Origin of the sequence: Streptomyces ortus, assembly GCF_026341275.1 — a bacterium.
Lineage (GTDB): Bacteria > Actinomycetota > Actinomycetes > Streptomycetales > Streptomycetaceae > Streptomyces > Streptomyces ortus.
This window is the reverse complement of sequence record NZ_JAIFZO010000002.1, coordinates 576,663-593,992: the sequence shown is the minus strand read 5'-3', so window position 1 is coordinate 593,992 and position 17,330 is coordinate 576,663. Positions and strand designations below refer to the sequence as shown.

Here is a 17,330-nt window from a genome sequence, read left to right as displayed (position 1 = left end):
GGTCCGCTGGGGCTGGCCGCGCAGTTCCCCGCGCCCCTCGGGAGCGCCCCTGGCGGGGCGACTCCCCGCGGGGTGGTTCCGCGCGGGTTGGTTCTCCACGGGCGGATTCCGCGCGGGGCGGTTCCCCGGGGGGCGACTCTCCACGGAACGGTTCTCCACGGGGTGGTTCCGCGCGGGTTGGTTCTCCACGGGCGGATTCCGCGCGGGGCGGTTCCCCGGGGGCGACTCCCCACGGAACGGGACTCCACGGGGTGGTCCCCCGCGGGGCGGATTCCCGGCGGAGCGACTCTCCACGGGGCGGTTCCCCAGGGGGGCGCCCCAGGAGGGCCCCACCGGTGGGGCGCCCCCCGCCGTGGTCGCGTCAGCGCATCCTGCCCAGCGCGTCCCTGACCCGCCGCGCGTCCCGTAGGCGTTGTTCGTAGGTGGCGCCCAGGGTCAGGAGCAGGAGGCCGGCCAGGGCGGGGGGTGCCCAGCGGGGGACCGCGCCCATGGCCTGGGCGAGGTACGGGGCCAGTTCGTGGAGCGCGACCAGGACCAGCGTGCCGCCGCCCAGGACGAGCGGGGCCCGGAGGCGGTGCCGGACGCCGATCAGGGTGACGGCCAGTGCCGCGGAACCCAGGAGTAGCGGGCGCAGCCAGTTCACGTCGTCCCACACGGCCAGGAGGCTCGGCACCAGCGTCACCGCGAGGCCGGGGCCGTACGCCGTCCAGGACGAGGCCTCCGGGTCACGGCTCCTGCGGGCGTACCCGACCAGCAGCGCGGGCACGGTCACCGGCAGCGTGTACGCCTCCGGGGCGCCGACCTCCCAGGCGGCGAGCCGGACCCAGGACGCCAGCACGAACAGCGCCGCCGCCGCGATGCCGCCGACCCGCCTGCGGTCCTCACGCAGGGCGGTGCCCGCGGCGATCACCCCGCACAGGGCCAGGACCAGGGCGAGGACGGCCGGTTCGGGGGTCGCGAGGTCGATCGCCAGCAGTCCCGCGACGATTCCCGTGATCTCGACGGACAGCGTCGGCGCGCGATCGCAGAGCCGGGGCGCCAGCACCGCGGCGGCGGTCGGCACCACCAGGACGAGCAGCGCGATGTGCTGCGGCTGCCAGTCGAGGGACGCGCCCGTGGCACAGACGAGCACCGTGGCGTACGCGAGGGAGGCGGCGCCCGTGACGGCCCTGACGTGCGGGTGCTTCCACAGGACGGCGGCCGACGCGAACATCGCGGTCAGGCCGCCGAGCACGGCGAGCGTTGCGACCTCGGAGGCCAGGGAGAGGGCCAGCAGGTGCAGTGAGCCGAGGAGCGCGAGGCAGAGCGCGGCGGTCGGGAGGAGGGGCGCGCGTCGGCCCTCCGCCGGGGAGCGGTCGGCGGTCGCGGTCGCGTACGCCGCTGCCGCCAGCATCCCCACCGTGGCCGCGCCGTGCACGGGCAGGGCCGCCGGGTAGGGGAGTCGCGTGATCGCGGGGAGGACCAGGGCCGTGGAGAAGGCCAGGACCAGCGCCCCGCTCAGGGCGAGGGGGCGCAGCGCACCGCCCCGGAACGTCAGGACCAGCACCGCCGCCACCGCCGCCAGCACCAGCGGGGCGCTCTCCGTGCCGTACGGCCAGGGCACGGCGACCGTCACCGCGTCGCGGGCGTCCGACGGAGCACCGGACCACACGTGGGCGACCCAGCCGGCCGGGCCGAGAAGGGCGAGGGCGACGAGGGGCAGGGTCCAGGCCACGGCGAGCGCCTGCACCGTCGTGGAGGACCAGAACAGACCCCGGCGCACGGTCCCCGGCAGCCGGGTGCCGCGTACCGACAGCAGCGCGATCGCGCAGGCCAGACAGGCCGGGACGGTCCACACCCCGGGCAGTACCGTGCGCAGCACACCGCCCGCCGCGGCGACGGCGATCAGACCGCCGGCCGACGCCAGACCGAGAGCGGCCCGCGCGTCGGGGGCACGCCAGGCGGCCCCGAGCGCGATCGCCGCGGCGAGGGCGAGGAGCGCCGCCGCACGGGCGGCGGCGCTCGGACCGGGGGCGTCCCATGTGAGGAGGGCAGCGGCCAGGACACCGAGGCCGCCCGTCCCGTACGCGCCGACGGCGGCGACCACGCGTACGGGAAGGACGGACTGCGCCGGGGTGGAAAGGGCCAGCGCCGTGTCCGCCGCGGCCGTCACCAGGAGTGCCGCCGTGATGGCGTGGTCACCCGCGTCGGCCGCCCCCGCCCACAGCAGCAGGGGGAGTTGGGCCGCCGCCACGGCCGCCGGGAGCGGCAGCCGCAGGTCGCCCAGCACCCGGCCGTACGCCCTCCACAGCGCGGCCAGGAGCGCCGCCGCCACTGCCGTGTAGCCGGTGCCGTCCACCGCGGGGAGGGCGACCTCGTGCAGGGCGTAGGCGTCGAGCACCGTCAGCGCGAGGCCGAGGCCCGCCACCGATTCCGCCGTCGAGCGCAGGCCGCGCTTCAGTAGCGGCACGGGCGCGGCGAGCGCGGCCGAGGTGACCGCGCCGAGGACCGCCGCCCGTCCGGCGATGCCCATGTCGCCCCAGCTCACCAGCGTGAACGCGATGGCCGCGATGGTCAGCAGGACGCCGCCGAGCACCAGCAGCACGTTCTGCACACCGGGAGCCGTGGCCTCCGGACGCCGGGACCGGGGACCGCGGGGCGGCCAGGCGGCCGGGGCATGGGCCGGGGCCGGTTGGGGCCCGGCAGCCCGGGGCACGTTGAGCAGCCAGATCCGACGGGCCAGCAACTGGGCCCTGCGGGCGTCCAGTTGCCACAGCTCGTGGTCGAGGATCCGCAACTCCTCGGCCGGCGGAATGTTCGTCATACCTCGGAGTGTGGTCCGGGTCACGTCCCCCGGGCATGAGCGTACGTACTCAGGGCGTACTCAGATCCGAGTCGTGCGTCGTGGGTTTGCCGTCGGCGGGCGGAGCGGGATCATGCGTCCCATGGACTGGACGCACTACCGCTTCCGCAGCCTCTGGATCCTCGCCGCCTTGCCCGACGACGTCTACGGCGCGCTGGCCGACGCCGAGCGCTATCCGAGATGGTGGCCGCAGGTGCGCGAGGTGACGCCCGTCGACGAGGTCAGCGGTGTCATCCGCATCCGCTCGGTACTGCCGTACGACCTGGTGTTCACCGCCCGGGAGGTCCGCCGCGACCGGGCGGCCGGAATCCTGGAGATCGCGATGAAGGGTGACGTGGACGGCTGGGCGCGGTGGACCGTCACCGCCGACGGGCCGGGCACCCGCGCCCGTTACGACCAGGAGGTGCACGTGACCAAGCCGCTGCTGCGACGGTTCGCGGTGCCGGGGCGGCCCGTCTTCCGCGCCAATCACGCGCTGATGATGCGGGCGGGGAGGCGGGGGCTCGCCGCCCACCTTCGCGGCGACGGCGAAGCGGTTTGAAGGAAGCGCACGGAGACCTGTATTGTTCGGTGCGTTCCCGGGCGATTAGCTCAGTGGGAGAGCGCTTCGTTCACACCGAAGAGGTCACTGGTTCGAACCCAGTATCGCCCACGATCGACGTCCTGACAGGACCGAGGCACGTCCTCGCAGTCCGGTAGGGCCTCGACCGAAGCCCGTAACACAGGCCCCTCCCCTCGCCGGGGGAGGGGCCTTGTCGTTGTCCCGGCCTGCTCCGTACCGGCGGACTCGTGAGCCGCGTCGTACGTTCGCCTCCGTGCCGGGCGGCGAGCGCGCCGAGCCCTCTCCGCCTCGGCCTCCCGGGCCGGCGCCGCTCAGGCGGCCTCCGCCGGGAGTTCGGGACGCAGGGGCCAGGACGGGTCGACCAGTTCCTCCGAGCCGCTGCGGGCGAACCATGCCTGCAGGCCGCGGGCCTGCGCCGCGTGCCAGCCGCCCTGCAGCGTGTGCAGTTCGGTCGGCGAGAGCCGCTCCATACGGGTCGCGAACCGCCGGCCGATCGCCCGGACGACCTCCAGGGAGGCCAGCGCGTCGGCCGCCGCCTCGTGGGCGCCCTGCAACTCCACCTCGTAGTGCGCGCACAGGTCCGTGAGCGTGCGACGGCCCTTGCGGTAGCGGTCCAGATACTTGTCGAGGACCCGCGGATCGAGGACGCGCAGCGGCACGGACTCGAACCAGTGGTCCAGCGAGGACGCCCGGTGCCTGCGCAACTCCCGGTCCAGGAGCGTCAGATCGAAGGGCGCGTTCATCACCACGAGCGGGCGCCCCGCCGCGCTCTGCTCGGTCAGTTCCCTGACTATCTCGTTCATCACCGGCGACGGCCAGCGACCGCTGCGCCGCAGGTGTTCGTCCGTCAGGCCGTGCACCGCCGTGGCGCCCTCGGGCACCGGCACCCCCGGATTCACCAGCCAGCGCCGTATCCGCGGGCGGCTGCCGGGGGCGTCCTGGACGACGACGGCCGCCGACACGATCCGGTCTCTCTCCACGTCGACACCGGTCGTCTCCGTGTCGAAAGCGGCCAGGGGTCCTTCGTACCAGCACGTCATACGCACACAACTCCTCGATCACCTTCGGCAGTTGACGCGCCGTCCCCTGCCCTTTTTGTGATACCCGGGCTGTTTGCGCCGTACGCCGGAAGGAGACAACAGAGGTACGGGTCTTTGCAGTTCAGCGACTCGTCGCGGGGATTCACCGGATTCGGAAGGCTGTTGGACATGGCGCTCGCGCAGCCCGAGCAGGGCGGGCTGCTGCCCCGGCGGACGGCACCGCATCGCGGCTCACTGGCCACCACCGCCTGCATGGAGACACTGCAGGTCGGCTATCTGCACGCGGTGGCGGCTGCCTCGGGCTGCTCCCTGTCCCAGCCCTTTCCGGACAACGGCATCGACTGGCACGTCAGCCACAGCGCCCCCGGGCACACGGTCGATGACGAAGTCACCATCAAGGTGCAGCTCAAGTGCACGTACCAGATCCCGCCGAACCCGCCGGGCGCCGCCTTCTCCTTCACGCTCGACAACGCCCACCTGGAGAAGCTGGCCCGGACCCCGGTCTCGGTGCACAAAATACTGGTCGTGATGCTCGTGCCCAGATCGCAGGACGACTGGCTGCGCGCCGGCCACGAAGGCCTCGACCTGCGGCACTGCTGCTACTGGATCAACCTCGCCGGACACCGGATCACCGGCCGGCGCAGGACCACCGTGCGGATACCGACCACGCGCGTCTTCGACGACAGGGCGCTCTGCGAGATCATGACGCGGGTCGGTACGGGAGGCATACCGTGACGCACCGCCCCTTCGACGAGCCCCTACGCCCCGTCAGGCCCCACCCCGTCGAGCCGCCGGGACCGTGGGACCAGCCGCCGCGGCCCGACGAGGTCGACCCCGCCGTCCTCGGCGCGCTGCTGCACCGGCACGGCTGGCAGCGCCGCGGCGGAGCACCCGGCCGCTACGGCCGCTGGACCCCGCCCGGGCCCGGCGGATCCGGCACCAGCCTGCTCGTGCCGGAGAGCCGGGCATTCCCCGACAGCGAGGACCTTCTCGGCGAAGCCCTCGTCGCGCTGTCCCGCAGTGGTTCGCCCGCCGCCCGTGACGTCCTGGTCGGCCTCGCCGTGCCCAGCGACGAGATCCACTGGTGGCGCGACGTGCCGGTGGGCCCGGTCGGCACCTCGCCGTGGACGGTCGAGGAACAACTGCGTACGGCGGCACGGCAGATCCTCCTCGCGGGCGCCCTCGCCACCCGCGGCCGGGCCGGCTACCACGGCGCCCGCCACCGCAGGCCCGCCGCCGCCTCCCTGGAGAACGTGCTGGTCGGCGCCGCCCCCGGTGGCCGTCGCCTCACCGCCTTCGTGCCGGTCGCCACCGGCCGCCCGCTCGCCGTGCAACTGCACCAAGCGCTGTACGCGGCCCGTGAGGCGATCGACTACCGGCGTGCCACCGGTGGCATGGACGCCTTCGACGGGGCCGTCGAGGCGGGTGTGAGCCATGAGCTGACGGAGGCGCTCGTGGCGCTGGTGCGGGGCACCGAGGGTGCCAGGGTCGCCGTCGAGTGGGCGCCCGCCGCCGGGGTCCCCGAAGGGTGCGCGGCGCCCGCGGAACCCGTCGAGTTCTCGCCCGGCGACCTGCCCGCACTGCGTGCGGCGGGAGCCCGCTATCTGCGCGAGGAGCCGTCCGTGCCCGTGCGCATCACCGGGGCCGTGGTGCGGATGCGCAGGTCGGGGCCACGCGGCGACGGAACCGTACGGCTGAAGGTCATGGCGGGCGCCGAGGTCCCGCACGTCCGGATGACCCTCGACGAGGAGTCGTACCGGATCGCCGGGCAGGCCCATCTCGTCGGGCTCCCGGTGCGGGTGCACGGCCGGCTGGAGAGCCGCGGCGGATTCCGGCGGCTGACCGGGGCGTGCGGGGTGACACCGGTCCAGGTGGACGAGGCGGAACGCGACCGCCTGATGAAGTCGCTCCAGGAGAACCTCGACTTCTTCGAGGAGGCGTGCACCGAGGACTGACGCGCCACCGCGACCGCCCCCGCGACCGGGGCAGGGGCGGGGCCCGGGGCGCGGCGACCGGGACCCTCGGCCCCGAGGGGATAACCGTTTCGCGGTGGGCGCCCCCGGCTCGGTACGATCGCTACCGAGACGCGCGCAGGAGTCGCCGCGCGCGTTCCCTTCAGGCAGGAGAGTCCGGTGTCAGACGTCCGTGTGATCATCCAACGCGATTCCGAGCGGGAAGAGCGCGTGGTGACGACGGGGACTACGGCGGCCGAGCTCTTCGCCGGTGAGCGCACCGTCGTCGCCGCGCGCGTGGCGGGCGAGCTGAAGGACCTCGCGTACGAGGTCAAGGACGGCGAGACCGTCGAGAGCGTCGAGATCTCCTCCAAGGACGGCCTCGACATCCTGCGCCACTCCACCGCGCACGTGATGGCCCAGGCCGTGCAGGAGCTGTTCCCCGAGGCCAAGCTGGGCATCGGCCCCCCGGTCAAGGACGGCTTCTACTACGACTTCGACGTGGCGCGGCCCTTCACCCCGGAGGACCTCAAGGCCGTCGAGAAGAAGATGCAGGAGATCCAGAAGCGCGGCCAGCGCTTCTCCCGCCGGGTGGTCACCGACGAGGCCGCCCGCGAGGAGCTGGCCGACGAGCCGTACAAGCTGGAGCTCATCGGCATCAAGGGCGCCGCTTCGAGCGACGACGGCGCGGACGTCGAGGTGGGCGGCGGCGAGCTGACCATCTACGACAACCTCGACGCCAAGACCGGCGACCTGTGCTGGAAGGACCTCTGCCGCGGTCCCCACCTGCCGACCACCCGGAACATCCCGGCGTTCAAGCTGATGCGCAACGCCGCCGCCTACTGGCGCGGCAGCGAGAAGAACCCGATGCTCCAGCGCATCTACGGCACCGCCTGGCCCACCAAGGACGAGCTCAAGGCGCACCTGGAGTTCCTCGCCGAGGCCGAGAAGCGCGACCACCGCAAGCTCGGCAACGAACTGGACCTGTTCTCCATCCCGGAGCAGATCGGTTCGGGCCTCGCGGTCTTCCACCCCAAGGGCGGCATCATCCGCCGCGTCATGGAGGACTACTCGCGGCGCCGCCACGAGGAGGAGGGGTACGAGTTCGTCTACACCCCGCACGCCACCAAGGGGAAGCTCTTCGAGACCTCGGGCCACCTGGACTGGTACGCCGACGGCATGTACCCGCCCATGCAGCTCGACGAGGGCGTGGACTACTACCTCAAGCCCATGAACTGCCCGATGCACAACCTGATCTTCGACGCGCGCGGCCGCTCATACCGTGAACTGCCGCTGCGCCTCTTCGAGTTCGGGACCGTGTACCGGTACGAGAAGTCGGGCGTCGTGCACGGGCTGACCCGCGCCCGCGGCTTCACCCAGGACGACGCGCACATCTACTGCACCCGCGAGCAGATGGCCGAGGAGCTCGACCGGACGCTGACCTTCGTGCTCGGGCTGCTGCGCGACTACGGCCTGACCGACTTCTACCTGGAGCTGTCCACCAAGGACCCCGAGAAGTTCGTCGGCTCGGACGAGGTCTGGGACGAGGCCACCGAGACGCTGCGGCAGGTGGCCGAGAAGCAGGGCCTCCCGCTCGTCCCCGACCCGGGCGGCGCCGCGTTCTACGGGCCGAAGATCTCCGTCCAGTGCAAGGACGCGATCGGCCGGACCTGGCAGATGTCGACCGTGCAGCTCGACTTCAACCTGCCGGAGCGGTTCGACCTGGAGTACACCGGCCCCGACGGCACCAAGCAGCGCCCGGTCATGATCCACCGTGCGCTGTTCGGGTCGATCGAGCGCTTCTTCGCGGTGCTCCTCGAGCACTACGCGGGCGCGTTCCCGGCGTGGCTTGCGCCCGTCCAGGCGGTCGGCATCCCGATCGGCGACGCGCATATCGACTATCTGCACAAGTTCGCCGCGGAGGCGAAGAAGAAGGGGTTGCGGGTCGAGGTCGACTCGTCCTCCGACCGCATGCAGAAGAAGATCCGCAACGCCCAGAAGCAGAAGGTGCCTTTCATGGTCATCGCGGGTGACGAGGACATGGCCGCCAGTGCCGTCTCCTTCCGTTACCGCGACGGCTCGCAGGAGAACGGCATTCCGCTCGACGAGGCCATCGCGAAGATCGCGAAGGTCGTCGAGGAGCGGGTGCAGATCTGAGGCTCCCGCGCGCCGAGGCGCGCGACGGCAAGCCCCCGGCCGGCTCAGCCGCCCGGGGGCTTCTCGTTGCCCTCGCCGGCGAAGACCTGCAGCAGCCACGACGAGAACGACCCCGTCACCGCGCCGAGCAGGGCGAGTCCGCAGGCCATCAGGCCCACCGCGATCAACCGCCCCACCGGTGTCACGGGCGCCACGTCGCCGTACCCCACGGTCGCCAGCGTCGCGCAGGTCCACCACACCGCGTCGCCGAAGGTGTGGATCGTCGCGTCCGGGGCCGTGCGCTCCTGCTGGTACACGGCGAGCGCGCCCGCGAAGCCGAGGAGGGACACGGCAAGCCCCGCGTACGTGATCACGCGGGCGTGCAGGGCGAGCCGGGGCCGGCCGCGGCGGCGCTGCACGGTCTCGTAGGCCTTGACCACGCGCAGCGGGCGCAGCAGCGGCAGCACCAGGACGACCGTGTCCAGCCAGTGCCTGCGTACGAAGCCGGGCCCCTGGCCGCTCAGCCGCCAGCGCACGGCGTAGTCGGCGGCGAACACCGCCCAGGCCGCCAGCATCGCCGCGGCACAGGCTTCCGGCCACGGCTCGGGCAGTGCGTGGCCGAGGACCCGGATCGCGTACGCGGTGAAGAAGAGGACCGAGGCGACGACGAGCGGCAGCTCGGTGCGGCGCTCCCAGCGGGTCGTGCGGGTGTCGTCGTCCATCACCTCAGCTTGGCGGCGGGCCGCTGTCCGCGGTACCCGGCGACACGCCGTGAACGGGCGAAGCCATATGCTTCCTCACATGACGAGTGAGCCGGAGCAGCAGATCGGAGTCGGCACACAGGACGCGTTCCAGCGCCTGTGGACGCCCCACCGGATGGCATACATCCAGGGTGAGAACAAGCCGACCGGTCCCGGGGCCGGCGACGGCTGTCCCTTCTGTTCGATTCCGGCGAAATCCGACGAGGACGGGCTCGTCATCAAGCGCGGCGAGCAGGTCTACGCGGTGCTCAACCTGTACCCGTACAACGGTGGGCATCTGATGGTCGTGCCCTACCGGCATGTCGCGGACTACACCGATCTGACCGCCCCGGAGACCGTCGAGCTCGGTGAGCTGACCAAGCAGGCGATGACCGCGCTGCGGACCGCGTCCGGTGCGCACGGGTTCAACATCGGGATGAACCAGGGTGCGGTCGCGGGGGCCGGCATCGCCGCGCACCTCCACCAGCACCTCGTGCCCCGCTGGGGCGGGGACACGAATTTCATGCCGGTGGTCGGGCACACCCGGGTGCTCCCGCAGCTCCTCGCGGACACCCGGAAGATGCTCGCGGAGGCCTGGCCGTCGGTCTGAGGCCGGGCCTCCCGGAAGTCCACCCGGTGTAGACGCCTACGCGTCGTACAGGTCCGCCTTCCTCGGGGAGGCCTCCTGGACGGCCCCGCTGAGGGCGGACGAACGGCTGCCGAACTTGGTCGTGTCCACGCCGTTGTCGTTGAGCACCCGGATGGCCGCCGCGTGCACCACCCGCAGCACGGGGGTCGCGGCGCGCAGGGCGTCGTCCGCCATGAAGCGGTGCCGCCAGGGCTTGGCCGCCCAGGCGTGCCGCAGACCGAAGGGCTCCGGCAGGGTCAGCTTGCCGCCGAGGTGGTCGAGGATCGGCGGATACCAGGTGAAGGGCGCGCGCACCGCGAGCCGTACGACCTCGTCGGCGTCGATCAGCGGCAGCTTCTGCGTCTTGGTCTCCCAGAACCTGACCGTCTTCGGGACCGTCTTCGTCTTGGCGGCGGGCCCGCTGGTGAACAGCGAGTGCACGGGCCCCAGCGCGTGTCCGGTGACCTCGATGCGCAGGGTCTCGTGCAGCACGGTGACGGTGATCAGCATCGTGATGACCAACTGGCCGTCCCAGAGGGTCCACTGGACCCCGAGGTAGTGCCGGTCACCGCTGCCGAACTGCTGCTTGTTGCAGATCTCCTGTATTTTGTGCTGTTTGATCTGGTACGCGTCCACGTCGGTGCCGCCGGGACGGGAGACCGAGCCGGCGTTCTCGTTGACCGGTGTGACCACCCAGTGCTTTATCGAGGGCGCCGGGAAACCACCAGTGTTCAGCGGGCCGCGCTCCAGCATGCGCAACTGGTCGTGGATCGACCGGATGACGTCCCAGCTGCGGAACGGATGGATCTCCTTGGTGGGGTCGGCGGACACCAGGTCCTCGGCGAGCTGCCAGGTGCCCCAGCGCGTGCCCATGCCCAGTATTCCCTTGGGGCCCGCGTAGAAGACCGAGTTCGACTGCTGCTCCGCGCTCAGCCGGGCCAGGCCCTGGCGCAGCCGCTCGGCCGCCGTCTCGCCGGGGCTGCCGGGCACCGCCTCGGGGATCTTGGCGCCGATGCCGCCGCCCGCCAGCAGGCCGCTCCAGCGATCCCGCAGGTCGCGGGCGGTGCGCTCGCAGATCTGCTTGGCCCAGACCCAGCCGAGGACGGGCGCGACGATCGCGGCGCGCGCATACCAGGCCCAGAAGCCGCTGAACGGCATCTTCAGCAGGAAGAGGACCGCGAGGCCGCCCACGCCGATCAGGATCGCGGTGCCGAGGGCTCCGGCGCGCTTGTCCTCGGACTTGGCGACCGAGCGGCGGATCTGGAAGACCAGCAGCCAGATGAGCAGCCCGGGCAGGAAGATCAGCCCGGTCAGCGCCATCACGGCGGTGAGCCAGCTGTCCCGCTCCTTGCGGATGCGGTTCGCCGCCAGGCAGTGCTCGACGACCACCTGCGGCTCTGTGCCGAAGGACTGGATGAGCGGGGCGCGACCGCCGCCCAGCATCCGGACCTGCACGGCCCGGGAGAACGCCTCGCCCAGGTTCGGCTTGAAGATCGACGCCCACTTCTGTCCCGGTGAGACCTTCGACTGGTGCCACTCGCTGTTGGCGTCGAGGATCGCTTCGACGGGACTGTCCCGGTAGGCCGCGGAGGCGAGCGCGAACGTCGCCGCCGTCTGTCCCGCGGAACCCGAGAGCGGTACCTGTGCTCCCGGGCTGAAATCGAATGCGTCGTCCGCCATTGCCGCCCCCATCGCCGCCTTGCCCCGCTGCTGCGGCATTCCCGACTTCGGTGCTCCGCACACCTGTTGATCAGGTCATCGTCTTGATCAGGTTCTCAGAGTATCGCCAGGGGCCGACATTCGTCGGCGGACGGCCGCAGCCGCCCGCCGAATCGAGGGGGAGATCAACTAGTGAGCGCCCTGCGCCTGTTCGCGGATCCGGTCGGTCAACTGCGGGGGCATGGGCTCGTGCCGGGCGTAGGTGCGGTCGAAGCGCGCGGTGCCGTGCGAGAGGGAGCGCAGATCGACCGCGTACCGCCCGATCTCGATCTCCGGGACATCGGCCCGTACGAGGGTCCGGCCGCCCGGCGCCTGCTCGGTGCCGACCACCCGCCCGCGCCGGCCCGACAGATCGCTCATCACGGCCCCGACGTATTCGTCGCCCACCAGCACCGTCACCTCGGCGACCGGTTCCAGGAGATGGATCCGCGCGTCGGTCGCGGCCTCCCGCAGGGCGAGCGCGCCGGCGGTCTGGAACGCCGCGTCGGAGGAGTCCACGGAGTGCGCCTTGCCGTCGGTCAGCGTGATCCGCACGTCGATGAGGGGATAGCCCGCGGTTACGCCCCTGGCGGCCTGGGCGCGCACCCCCTTCTCCACGGACGGGATGAACTGCCGGGGCACGGCACCGCCCACCACCTTGTCGACGAACTCGATGCCGGAGCCGCCGGGCAGCGGCTCCACCTCGATCTCGCAGATCGCGTACTGCCCGTGCCCGCCGGACTGCTTCACATGACGGCCCCGTCCCGCCGACCTGGCGGCGAACGTCTCCCGCAGGGACACCTTGTGCGGTACGACGTCGACCTGGACGCCGTAGCGGTTGCGCAGCCGTTCCAGGGCGACGTCCGCGTGGGCCTCGCCCAGGCACCACAGGACGACCTGGTGGGTGTTCTGGTTCTGCTCCAGGCGCATGGTGGGGTCCTCGGCTACCAGCCGGCCCAGGCCCTGCGAGAGTTTGTCCTCGTCAGCCTTGCTGTGCGCCTGGATGGCGAGCGGCAGCAGGGGGTCGGGCATCCGCCACGGCTCCATCAGGAGCGGGTCGTCCTTGGCCGAGAGCGTGTCACCGGTCTCGGCGCGGTTCAGCTTGGCCACACAGGCCAGGTCGCCCGCGATGGCGTGCGTGAGGGCGCGCTGCTGCTTGCCGAAGGGGGCCGACAGGGCGCCGATGCGCTCGTCGACATCGTGGTCCTCGTGACCCCGGTCCGCGAGCCCGTGCCCCGAGACGTGCACCGTCTCGTCCGGACGCAGGGTCCCGGAGAACACCCGCACCATCGAGACCCGGCCGACGTACGGGTCGGAGGCGGTCTTCACGACCTCGGCGACCAGCGGCCCGTCCGGGTCGCAGGCCTTGACCTGCCGGGCCCGGCCGTCCGGGGTGGTGACCGTCGGGGCCTCGCGCTCCAGCGGCGTCGGGAAGCCGCCCGTGACCAGTTCGAGCAGCTCCACCGTGCCCAGCCCCTGCCGGGCACCCTCGGCGGCGGGCGCGGCGGCCAGCACCGGATGGAAGACCCCGCGCGCGACGGCCCGCTCCAGATCCTGCACGAGTGTCCGGAAATCGATCTCCTCACCGCCGAGGTAGCGGTCCATGAGGGACTCGTCCTCGCTCTCGGCGATGATTCCCTCGATCAGCCGGTTGCGGGCCGACTCGATGAGCGGCAGCTGCTCGGGGCCCGGCTCGGACTCCTTGCGCTCCCCGGACGAGTAGTCGAACAGCCGCTGCGAGAGCAGCCCGATCAGCCCCGTCACCGGCACATGCCCGTCGGGTCCCTGGGAGCCGTGCAGCGGAAGATACAGCGGCAGTACGGCGTCGGGGTCGTCCCCGCCGAAGGCGTCCGCGCAGATCCGGATCATCTCGTCGAAGTCGGCCCGCGCCGACTCCAGGTGCGTCACCACGATGGCTCTCGGCATGCCGACCGCCGCGCACTCCTCCCACACCATGCGCGTCGCGCCGTCCACCCCGTCCGAGGCCGAGACGACGAAAAGGGCCGCGTCCGCGGCTCGCAGACCGGCCCTCAGCTCGCCGACGAAATCGGCGTAACCGGGAGTGTCCAGCACATTTATCTTGTATCCGTCCCAGTCGAGCGGGACCAGTGAGAGCTGCACCGAGCGCTGCTGCCGGTGCTCGATCTCGTCGTAGTCGGAGACGGTGCCGCCGTCCTCCACCCGGCCCGCCCTGTTCACCGCTCCCGCGGTCAGCGCGAGAGCCTCCACCAGAGTCGTCTTGCCCGAACCGCTGTGGCCGACCAGCACCACATTCCGTACGGACGCGGGGTGGTCGGCCGCCGTAGCCCTGCCGGCGGCTCCGGGGTGTCCGTTCGCCTTGTCGCCCATGGAATTGCCTCCCGTGCACGGTGAGGTCACTGGGGGCGCGGGCCGGCGGATCCGCGAATGGCGGCTCCGATGACGCCCGCGGTGCCATCGAGCTTCGCACTCGTGTCACGGTGCGTCCATACAACGGACGCGATCGCGCCGCCCCCGCCGTGCCGCCCGCCGCACCCGCCGGATGTCACCAGGACGTGACCCGGGCGGCGGGTGCCCGACCGTCGCACACGCGCACGCGTGGCTACGATGGGCCAGCCGGTGGCCAGCAGGGGCCGCCCGGCCACACCGACCGTCGGGAAGGCCATGCTGAACAAGTACGCGCGTGCATTCTTTACGCGTGTCCTCACACCGTTCGCCGCGTTTCTCATCCGCCGGGGGGTGAGCCCCGACACGGTCACCATCCTGGGCACGGCCGGAGTGATCGCGGGAGCGCTGGTCTTCTTCCCTCGCGGCGAGCTCTTCTGGGGCACGATCGTCATCACCCTGTTCGTGTTCTCGGACATGGTCGACGGCAACATGGCGCGCCAGCTGGGCCGCTCCAGCCGCTGGGGCGCCTTCCTCGACTCGACACTCGACCGGGTGGCCGACAGCGCGATCTTCGGCGGCTTCGCCCTCTGGTACGCGGGCGGCGGCGACAACCTCGTCCTGTGCGCCGTGTCGATCTTCTGCCTGGCCAGTGGCCAGGTGGTGTCGTACACCAAGGCCCGGGGCGAGTCGATCGGCCTGCCCGTCGCCGTCAACGGCCTCGTCGAGCGCGCCGAACGCCTGGTCATCTCGCTGGTCGCGGCCGGTCTGGCGGGCTTCCACAAGACCTTCGGCGTGCCCGGTATCGAGGTGCTGCTGCCGATCGCGCTGTGGATCGTCGCCGTGGGCAGCGTCGTCACCCTGATCCAGCGCGTCGTCACGGTGCGCCGGGAGGCGGCCGAGGCCGACGCGGCGGTCGCCGCCCCGCCCGGGAACACCCCGGGAGACACCCCCGGGAACACGCCGGGGAACGCCTCGCACAACAGCGGGGCCACTTCGTGAGCGGTCTGCGGGACCAGCTGACCTACGGCGCGTACGCCGCGGGCTGGGGAGCCGTCAAGAAGCTCCCCGAGCCGGTGGCCGTGCGCCTGGGCCGGACCATCGCCGACATCACCTGGAAGCGGCGCGGCAAGGGCGTACTGCGTCTGGAGTCGAACTACGCGCGCGTGCTGCCCGACGCGAGTCCGGAGCGGCTCGCGGAGCTGTCCCGCGCGGGCATGCGGTCGTATCTGCGCTACTGGATGGAGTCGTTCCGGCTGCCCGCCTGGAGCAAGGACCGCATCAGGAGCGGTTTCGAGCCGAAGGACCTCCACCATCTGACCGAGGGGCTCGCGGCGGGCAAGGGCGTGATCCTCGCGCTGCCGCACCTGGGCAACTGGGACCTCGCGGGCGCCTGGGTCACCACGAAGCTGGAGACGCCGTTCACGACGGTCGCCGAGCGCCTCAGGCCCGAGAAGCTCTACGACCGGTTCGTGGCGTACCGCGAGGGCCTCGGCATGGAGGTGCTGCCGCACAGCGGGGGCACCGCGTTCGGCACGCTGGCCAGGCGGCTGCGCGACGGCGGCCTGGTCTGCCTGGTCGCCGAGCGCGACCTGTCAGCCTCCGGGGTGGAGGTCTCCTTCTTCGGGGACACCACCCGGATGCCCGCGGGCCCGGCGCTGCTCGCCCAGCAGACCGGTGCGCTGCTGCTGCCGGTGACCCTGTGGTACGACGAATCGCCCGTGATGCGTGGCCGAGTCCATCCCCCCGTCGACGTACCCGAGTCAGGTACGCGGGCCGAGAAGACGTCTGTGATGACGCAGGCGCTGGCCGATGCCTTCGCCACGGGGATCGCCGACCATCCGGAGGACTGGCACATGCTGCAACGCTTGTGGCTCGCCGACCTGGAGCCCCGCCCGGGGACGACCGAGGGGGAGACCCCCGCCGGAGCACAGCACGACCGGGCCGGACACGAAGGTCGGGCGGCGCACGAAGGTGGGGCCGGGCACGATTCTTCGGCCGGGGACCGGGAGCAGGTCCGGGGCGACGAGGTCCGGCCGGGGGAGCGGCCATGAGGATCGGCATCGTCTGCCCGTACTCCTGGGACGTCCCCGGCGGAGTCCAGTTCCACATCCGCGACCTGGCCGACCACCTCATCGCGCTCGGGCACCACGTGTCCGTCCTCGCGCCCGCCGACGACGAGACACCGCTCCCGCCGTACGTCGTCTCCGCGGGCCGCGCCGTACCGGTGCCGTACAACGGCTCGGTCGCGCGCCTCAACTTCGGGTTCCTGTCGGCCGCGCGGGTCCGCCGCTGGCTGCACGACGGCACCTTCGACGTGATCCACATCCATGAGCCGGCCTCGCCCTCCCTCGGCCTGCTGGCCTGCTGGGCGGCCCAGGGCCCGATCGTCGCCACCTTCCACACGTCGAACCCGCGGTCCCGGGCGATGATCGCGGCGTACCCGATCCTGCAGCCCGCGCTGGAGAAGATCAGCGCGCGGATCGCGGTGAGCGAGTACGCGCGGCGCACGCTCGTCGAGCACCTGGGCGGCGACGCCGTGGTCATCCCGAACGGCGTCGACGTGGACTACTTCGCGAAGGCCGAGCCCAACCCCGCGTGGCAGGGCGGCACGATCGGGTTCGTGGGCCGTATCGACGAGCCCCGCAAGGGCTTGCCGGTCCTCATGAAGGCGCTGCCGAAGATCCTCGCCGAGCGGCCGGAGACCCGGCTGCTGGTCGCCGGGCGCGGCGACGAGAAGGAAGCGGTCGAGAAGCTTCCGGCGGAGCTGCGCCCGCGCGTCGAGTTCCTCGGCATGATCAGCGACGAGGACAAGGCGCGGTTCCTGCGCAGCGTCGACCTGTACGTCGCGCCCAACACCGGCGGCGAGAGCTTCGGCATCATCCTGGTCGAGGCGATGTCGGCGGGTGCGCCCGTGCTCGCCTCCGACCTGGACGCGTTCGCCCAGGTCCTCGACCAGGGCGCGGCGGGCGAACTGTTCACCAACGAGGACGCGGACGCGCTGGCCGCGTCGGCGGTACGGCTCCTCGGCGATCCGGCGCGACGCGCGGAACTGCACGAGCGGGGGAGCGCGCACGTGCGGCGCTTCGACTGGTCGACGGTCGGCGCGGACATCCTGTCCGTGTACGAGACGGTCACGGACGGGGCGGCGGCGGTGGCCGCGGACGAACCGGCGGAGCCGGGGGGTCTTTTGGCCCGCTTCGGCCTGGCACGGGACTGACGGGTCTGAGAAGCGCCGTCCCCCAGGGGCTGCGCCCCCAGACCCCGCCGTCGGCCTGAACGGCCTCGTCCTCAAACGCCGGACGGGCTGAAAAGCGCGGCCGGCCCCCAACGGGCCGGCACCCGGAGGCGGGGCGGGCCCCACCGGT

13 protein-coding genes and 1 tRNA gene are annotated in these 17,330 nt (G+C 72.2%); 9 read left to right on the top strand and 5 right to left on the bottom strand.

Annotated features, from left to right (window positions below; genetic code table 11):
- Positions 1 to 361 precede the first annotated feature (361 nt).
- Positions 362 to 2,803 carry an SCO7613 C-terminal domain-containing membrane protein gene (locus K3769_RS05830; protein WP_267025383.1) on the bottom strand — a complete coding sequence of 814 codons (2,442 nt, stop codon included), beginning with the start codon at positions 2,801 to 2,803 and terminating at the stop codon, positions 362 to 364.
- 121 nt (positions 2,804 to 2,924) lie between these two features.
- On the opposite strand from K3769_RS05830, the gene K3769_RS05825 reads away from it, so the two are divergent.
- Together K3769_RS05825 and K3769_RS05820 are read left to right on the top strand one after the other, a co-directional pair.
- Complete coding sequence (locus K3769_RS05825) at positions 2,925 to 3,383, top strand: SRPBCC family protein (protein ID WP_267025382.1); 459 nt, start codon at positions 2,925 to 2,927, stop codon at positions 3,381 to 3,383.
- A 39-nt stretch (positions 3,384 to 3,422) separates the two neighbouring features.
- Positions 3,423 to 3,494 (top strand) — tRNA-Val (locus K3769_RS05820).
- A 221-nt stretch (positions 3,495 to 3,715) separates the two neighbouring features.
- Here the strand turns inward: K3769_RS05820 and K3769_RS05815 are convergent.
- Entirely contained in the window at positions 3,716 to 4,444 is a 729-nt protein-coding gene (locus K3769_RS05815; RefSeq protein WP_267025381.1) for a 3'-5' exonuclease, read from the bottom strand.
- Between the two features lie 168 nt (positions 4,445 to 4,612).
- On the opposite strand from K3769_RS05815, the gene K3769_RS05810 reads away from it, so the two are divergent.
- The 3 genes from K3769_RS05810 to thrS all read left to right on the top strand — a co-directional run bounded on the left by K3769_RS05810 (position 4,613) and on the right by thrS (position 8,553).
- On the top strand, positions 4,613 to 5,179 hold the full coding sequence (locus tag K3769_RS05810; protein ID WP_107019874.1) for a DUF4365 domain-containing protein: 567 nt from the start codon (positions 4,613 to 4,615) through the stop codon (positions 5,177 to 5,179).
- Positions 5,176 to 6,399, top strand: a complete 1,224-nt coding sequence (locus tag K3769_RS05805) for a hypothetical protein (RefSeq protein WP_267025380.1) — start codon at positions 5,176 to 5,178, stop codon at positions 6,397 to 6,399. Before K3769_RS05810 ends, K3769_RS05805 begins: the two co-directional genes overlap by 4 nt.
- Positions 6,400 to 6,576: 177 nt before the next feature.
- Positions 6,577 to 8,553: a threonine--tRNA ligase gene (gene thrS / locus K3769_RS05800; RefSeq protein ID WP_267025379.1), complete on the top strand. Its 1,977-nt coding sequence runs from the start codon at positions 6,577 to 6,579 to the stop codon at positions 8,551 to 8,553.
- Between the two features lie 44 nt (positions 8,554 to 8,597).
- Here thrS and K3769_RS05795 read toward each other — a convergent pair whose 3' ends face one another.
- Complete coding sequence (locus K3769_RS05795) at positions 8,598 to 9,254, bottom strand: potassium channel family protein (protein WP_267025378.1); 657 nt, start codon at positions 9,252 to 9,254, stop codon at positions 8,598 to 8,600.
- A 67-nt stretch (positions 9,255 to 9,321) separates the two neighbouring features.
- Between K3769_RS05795 and K3769_RS05790 the strand changes: the two genes are divergently transcribed.
- Entirely contained in the window at positions 9,322 to 9,882 is a 561-nt protein-coding gene (locus K3769_RS05790; protein ID WP_267025377.1) for an HIT family protein, read from the top strand.
- Between the two features lie 36 nt (positions 9,883 to 9,918).
- Here the strand turns inward: K3769_RS05790 and K3769_RS05785 are convergent, their stop codons facing one another.
- Positions 9,919 to 11,592: an AbeC-like domain-containing protein gene (locus tag K3769_RS05785; protein WP_267031258.1), complete on the bottom strand. Its 1,674-nt coding sequence runs from the start codon at positions 11,590 to 11,592 to the stop codon at positions 9,919 to 9,921.
- Positions 11,593 to 11,748: 156 nt separating this feature from the next.
- Positions 11,749 to 13,947: an elongation factor G-like protein EF-G2 gene (locus K3769_RS05780; protein ID WP_267025376.1), complete on the bottom strand. Its 2,199-nt coding sequence runs from the start codon at positions 13,945 to 13,947 to the stop codon at positions 11,749 to 11,751.
- Positions 13,948 to 14,184: 237 nt separating this feature from the next.
- Here K3769_RS05780 and pgsA point away from each other — a divergent pair, with 237 nt between their 5' ends.
- Genes pgsA through K3769_RS05765 form a run of 3 tightly spaced genes read left to right on the top strand, consistent with a single transcriptional unit; the run spans position 14,185 to position 17,182 of the window.
- On the top strand, positions 14,185 to 14,964 hold the full coding sequence (pgsA, locus tag K3769_RS05775; protein ID WP_267031257.1) for a phosphatidylinositol phosphate synthase: 780 nt from the start codon (positions 14,185 to 14,187) through the stop codon (positions 14,962 to 14,964).
- Positions 14,961 to 16,016: a phosphatidylinositol mannoside acyltransferase gene (locus K3769_RS05770; protein WP_267025375.1), complete on the top strand. Its 1,056-nt coding sequence runs from the start codon at positions 14,961 to 14,963 to the stop codon at positions 16,014 to 16,016. The genes pgsA and K3769_RS05770 overlap by 4 nt, the downstream gene beginning before the upstream one ends.
- Positions 16,013 to 17,182: a glycosyltransferase family 4 protein gene (locus K3769_RS05765; protein ID WP_267025374.1), complete on the top strand. Its 1,170-nt coding sequence runs from the start codon at positions 16,013 to 16,015 to the stop codon at positions 17,180 to 17,182. The genes K3769_RS05770 and K3769_RS05765 overlap by 4 nt, the downstream gene beginning before the upstream one ends.
- The last annotated feature ends 148 nt before the right edge of the window (positions 17,183 to 17,330 follow it).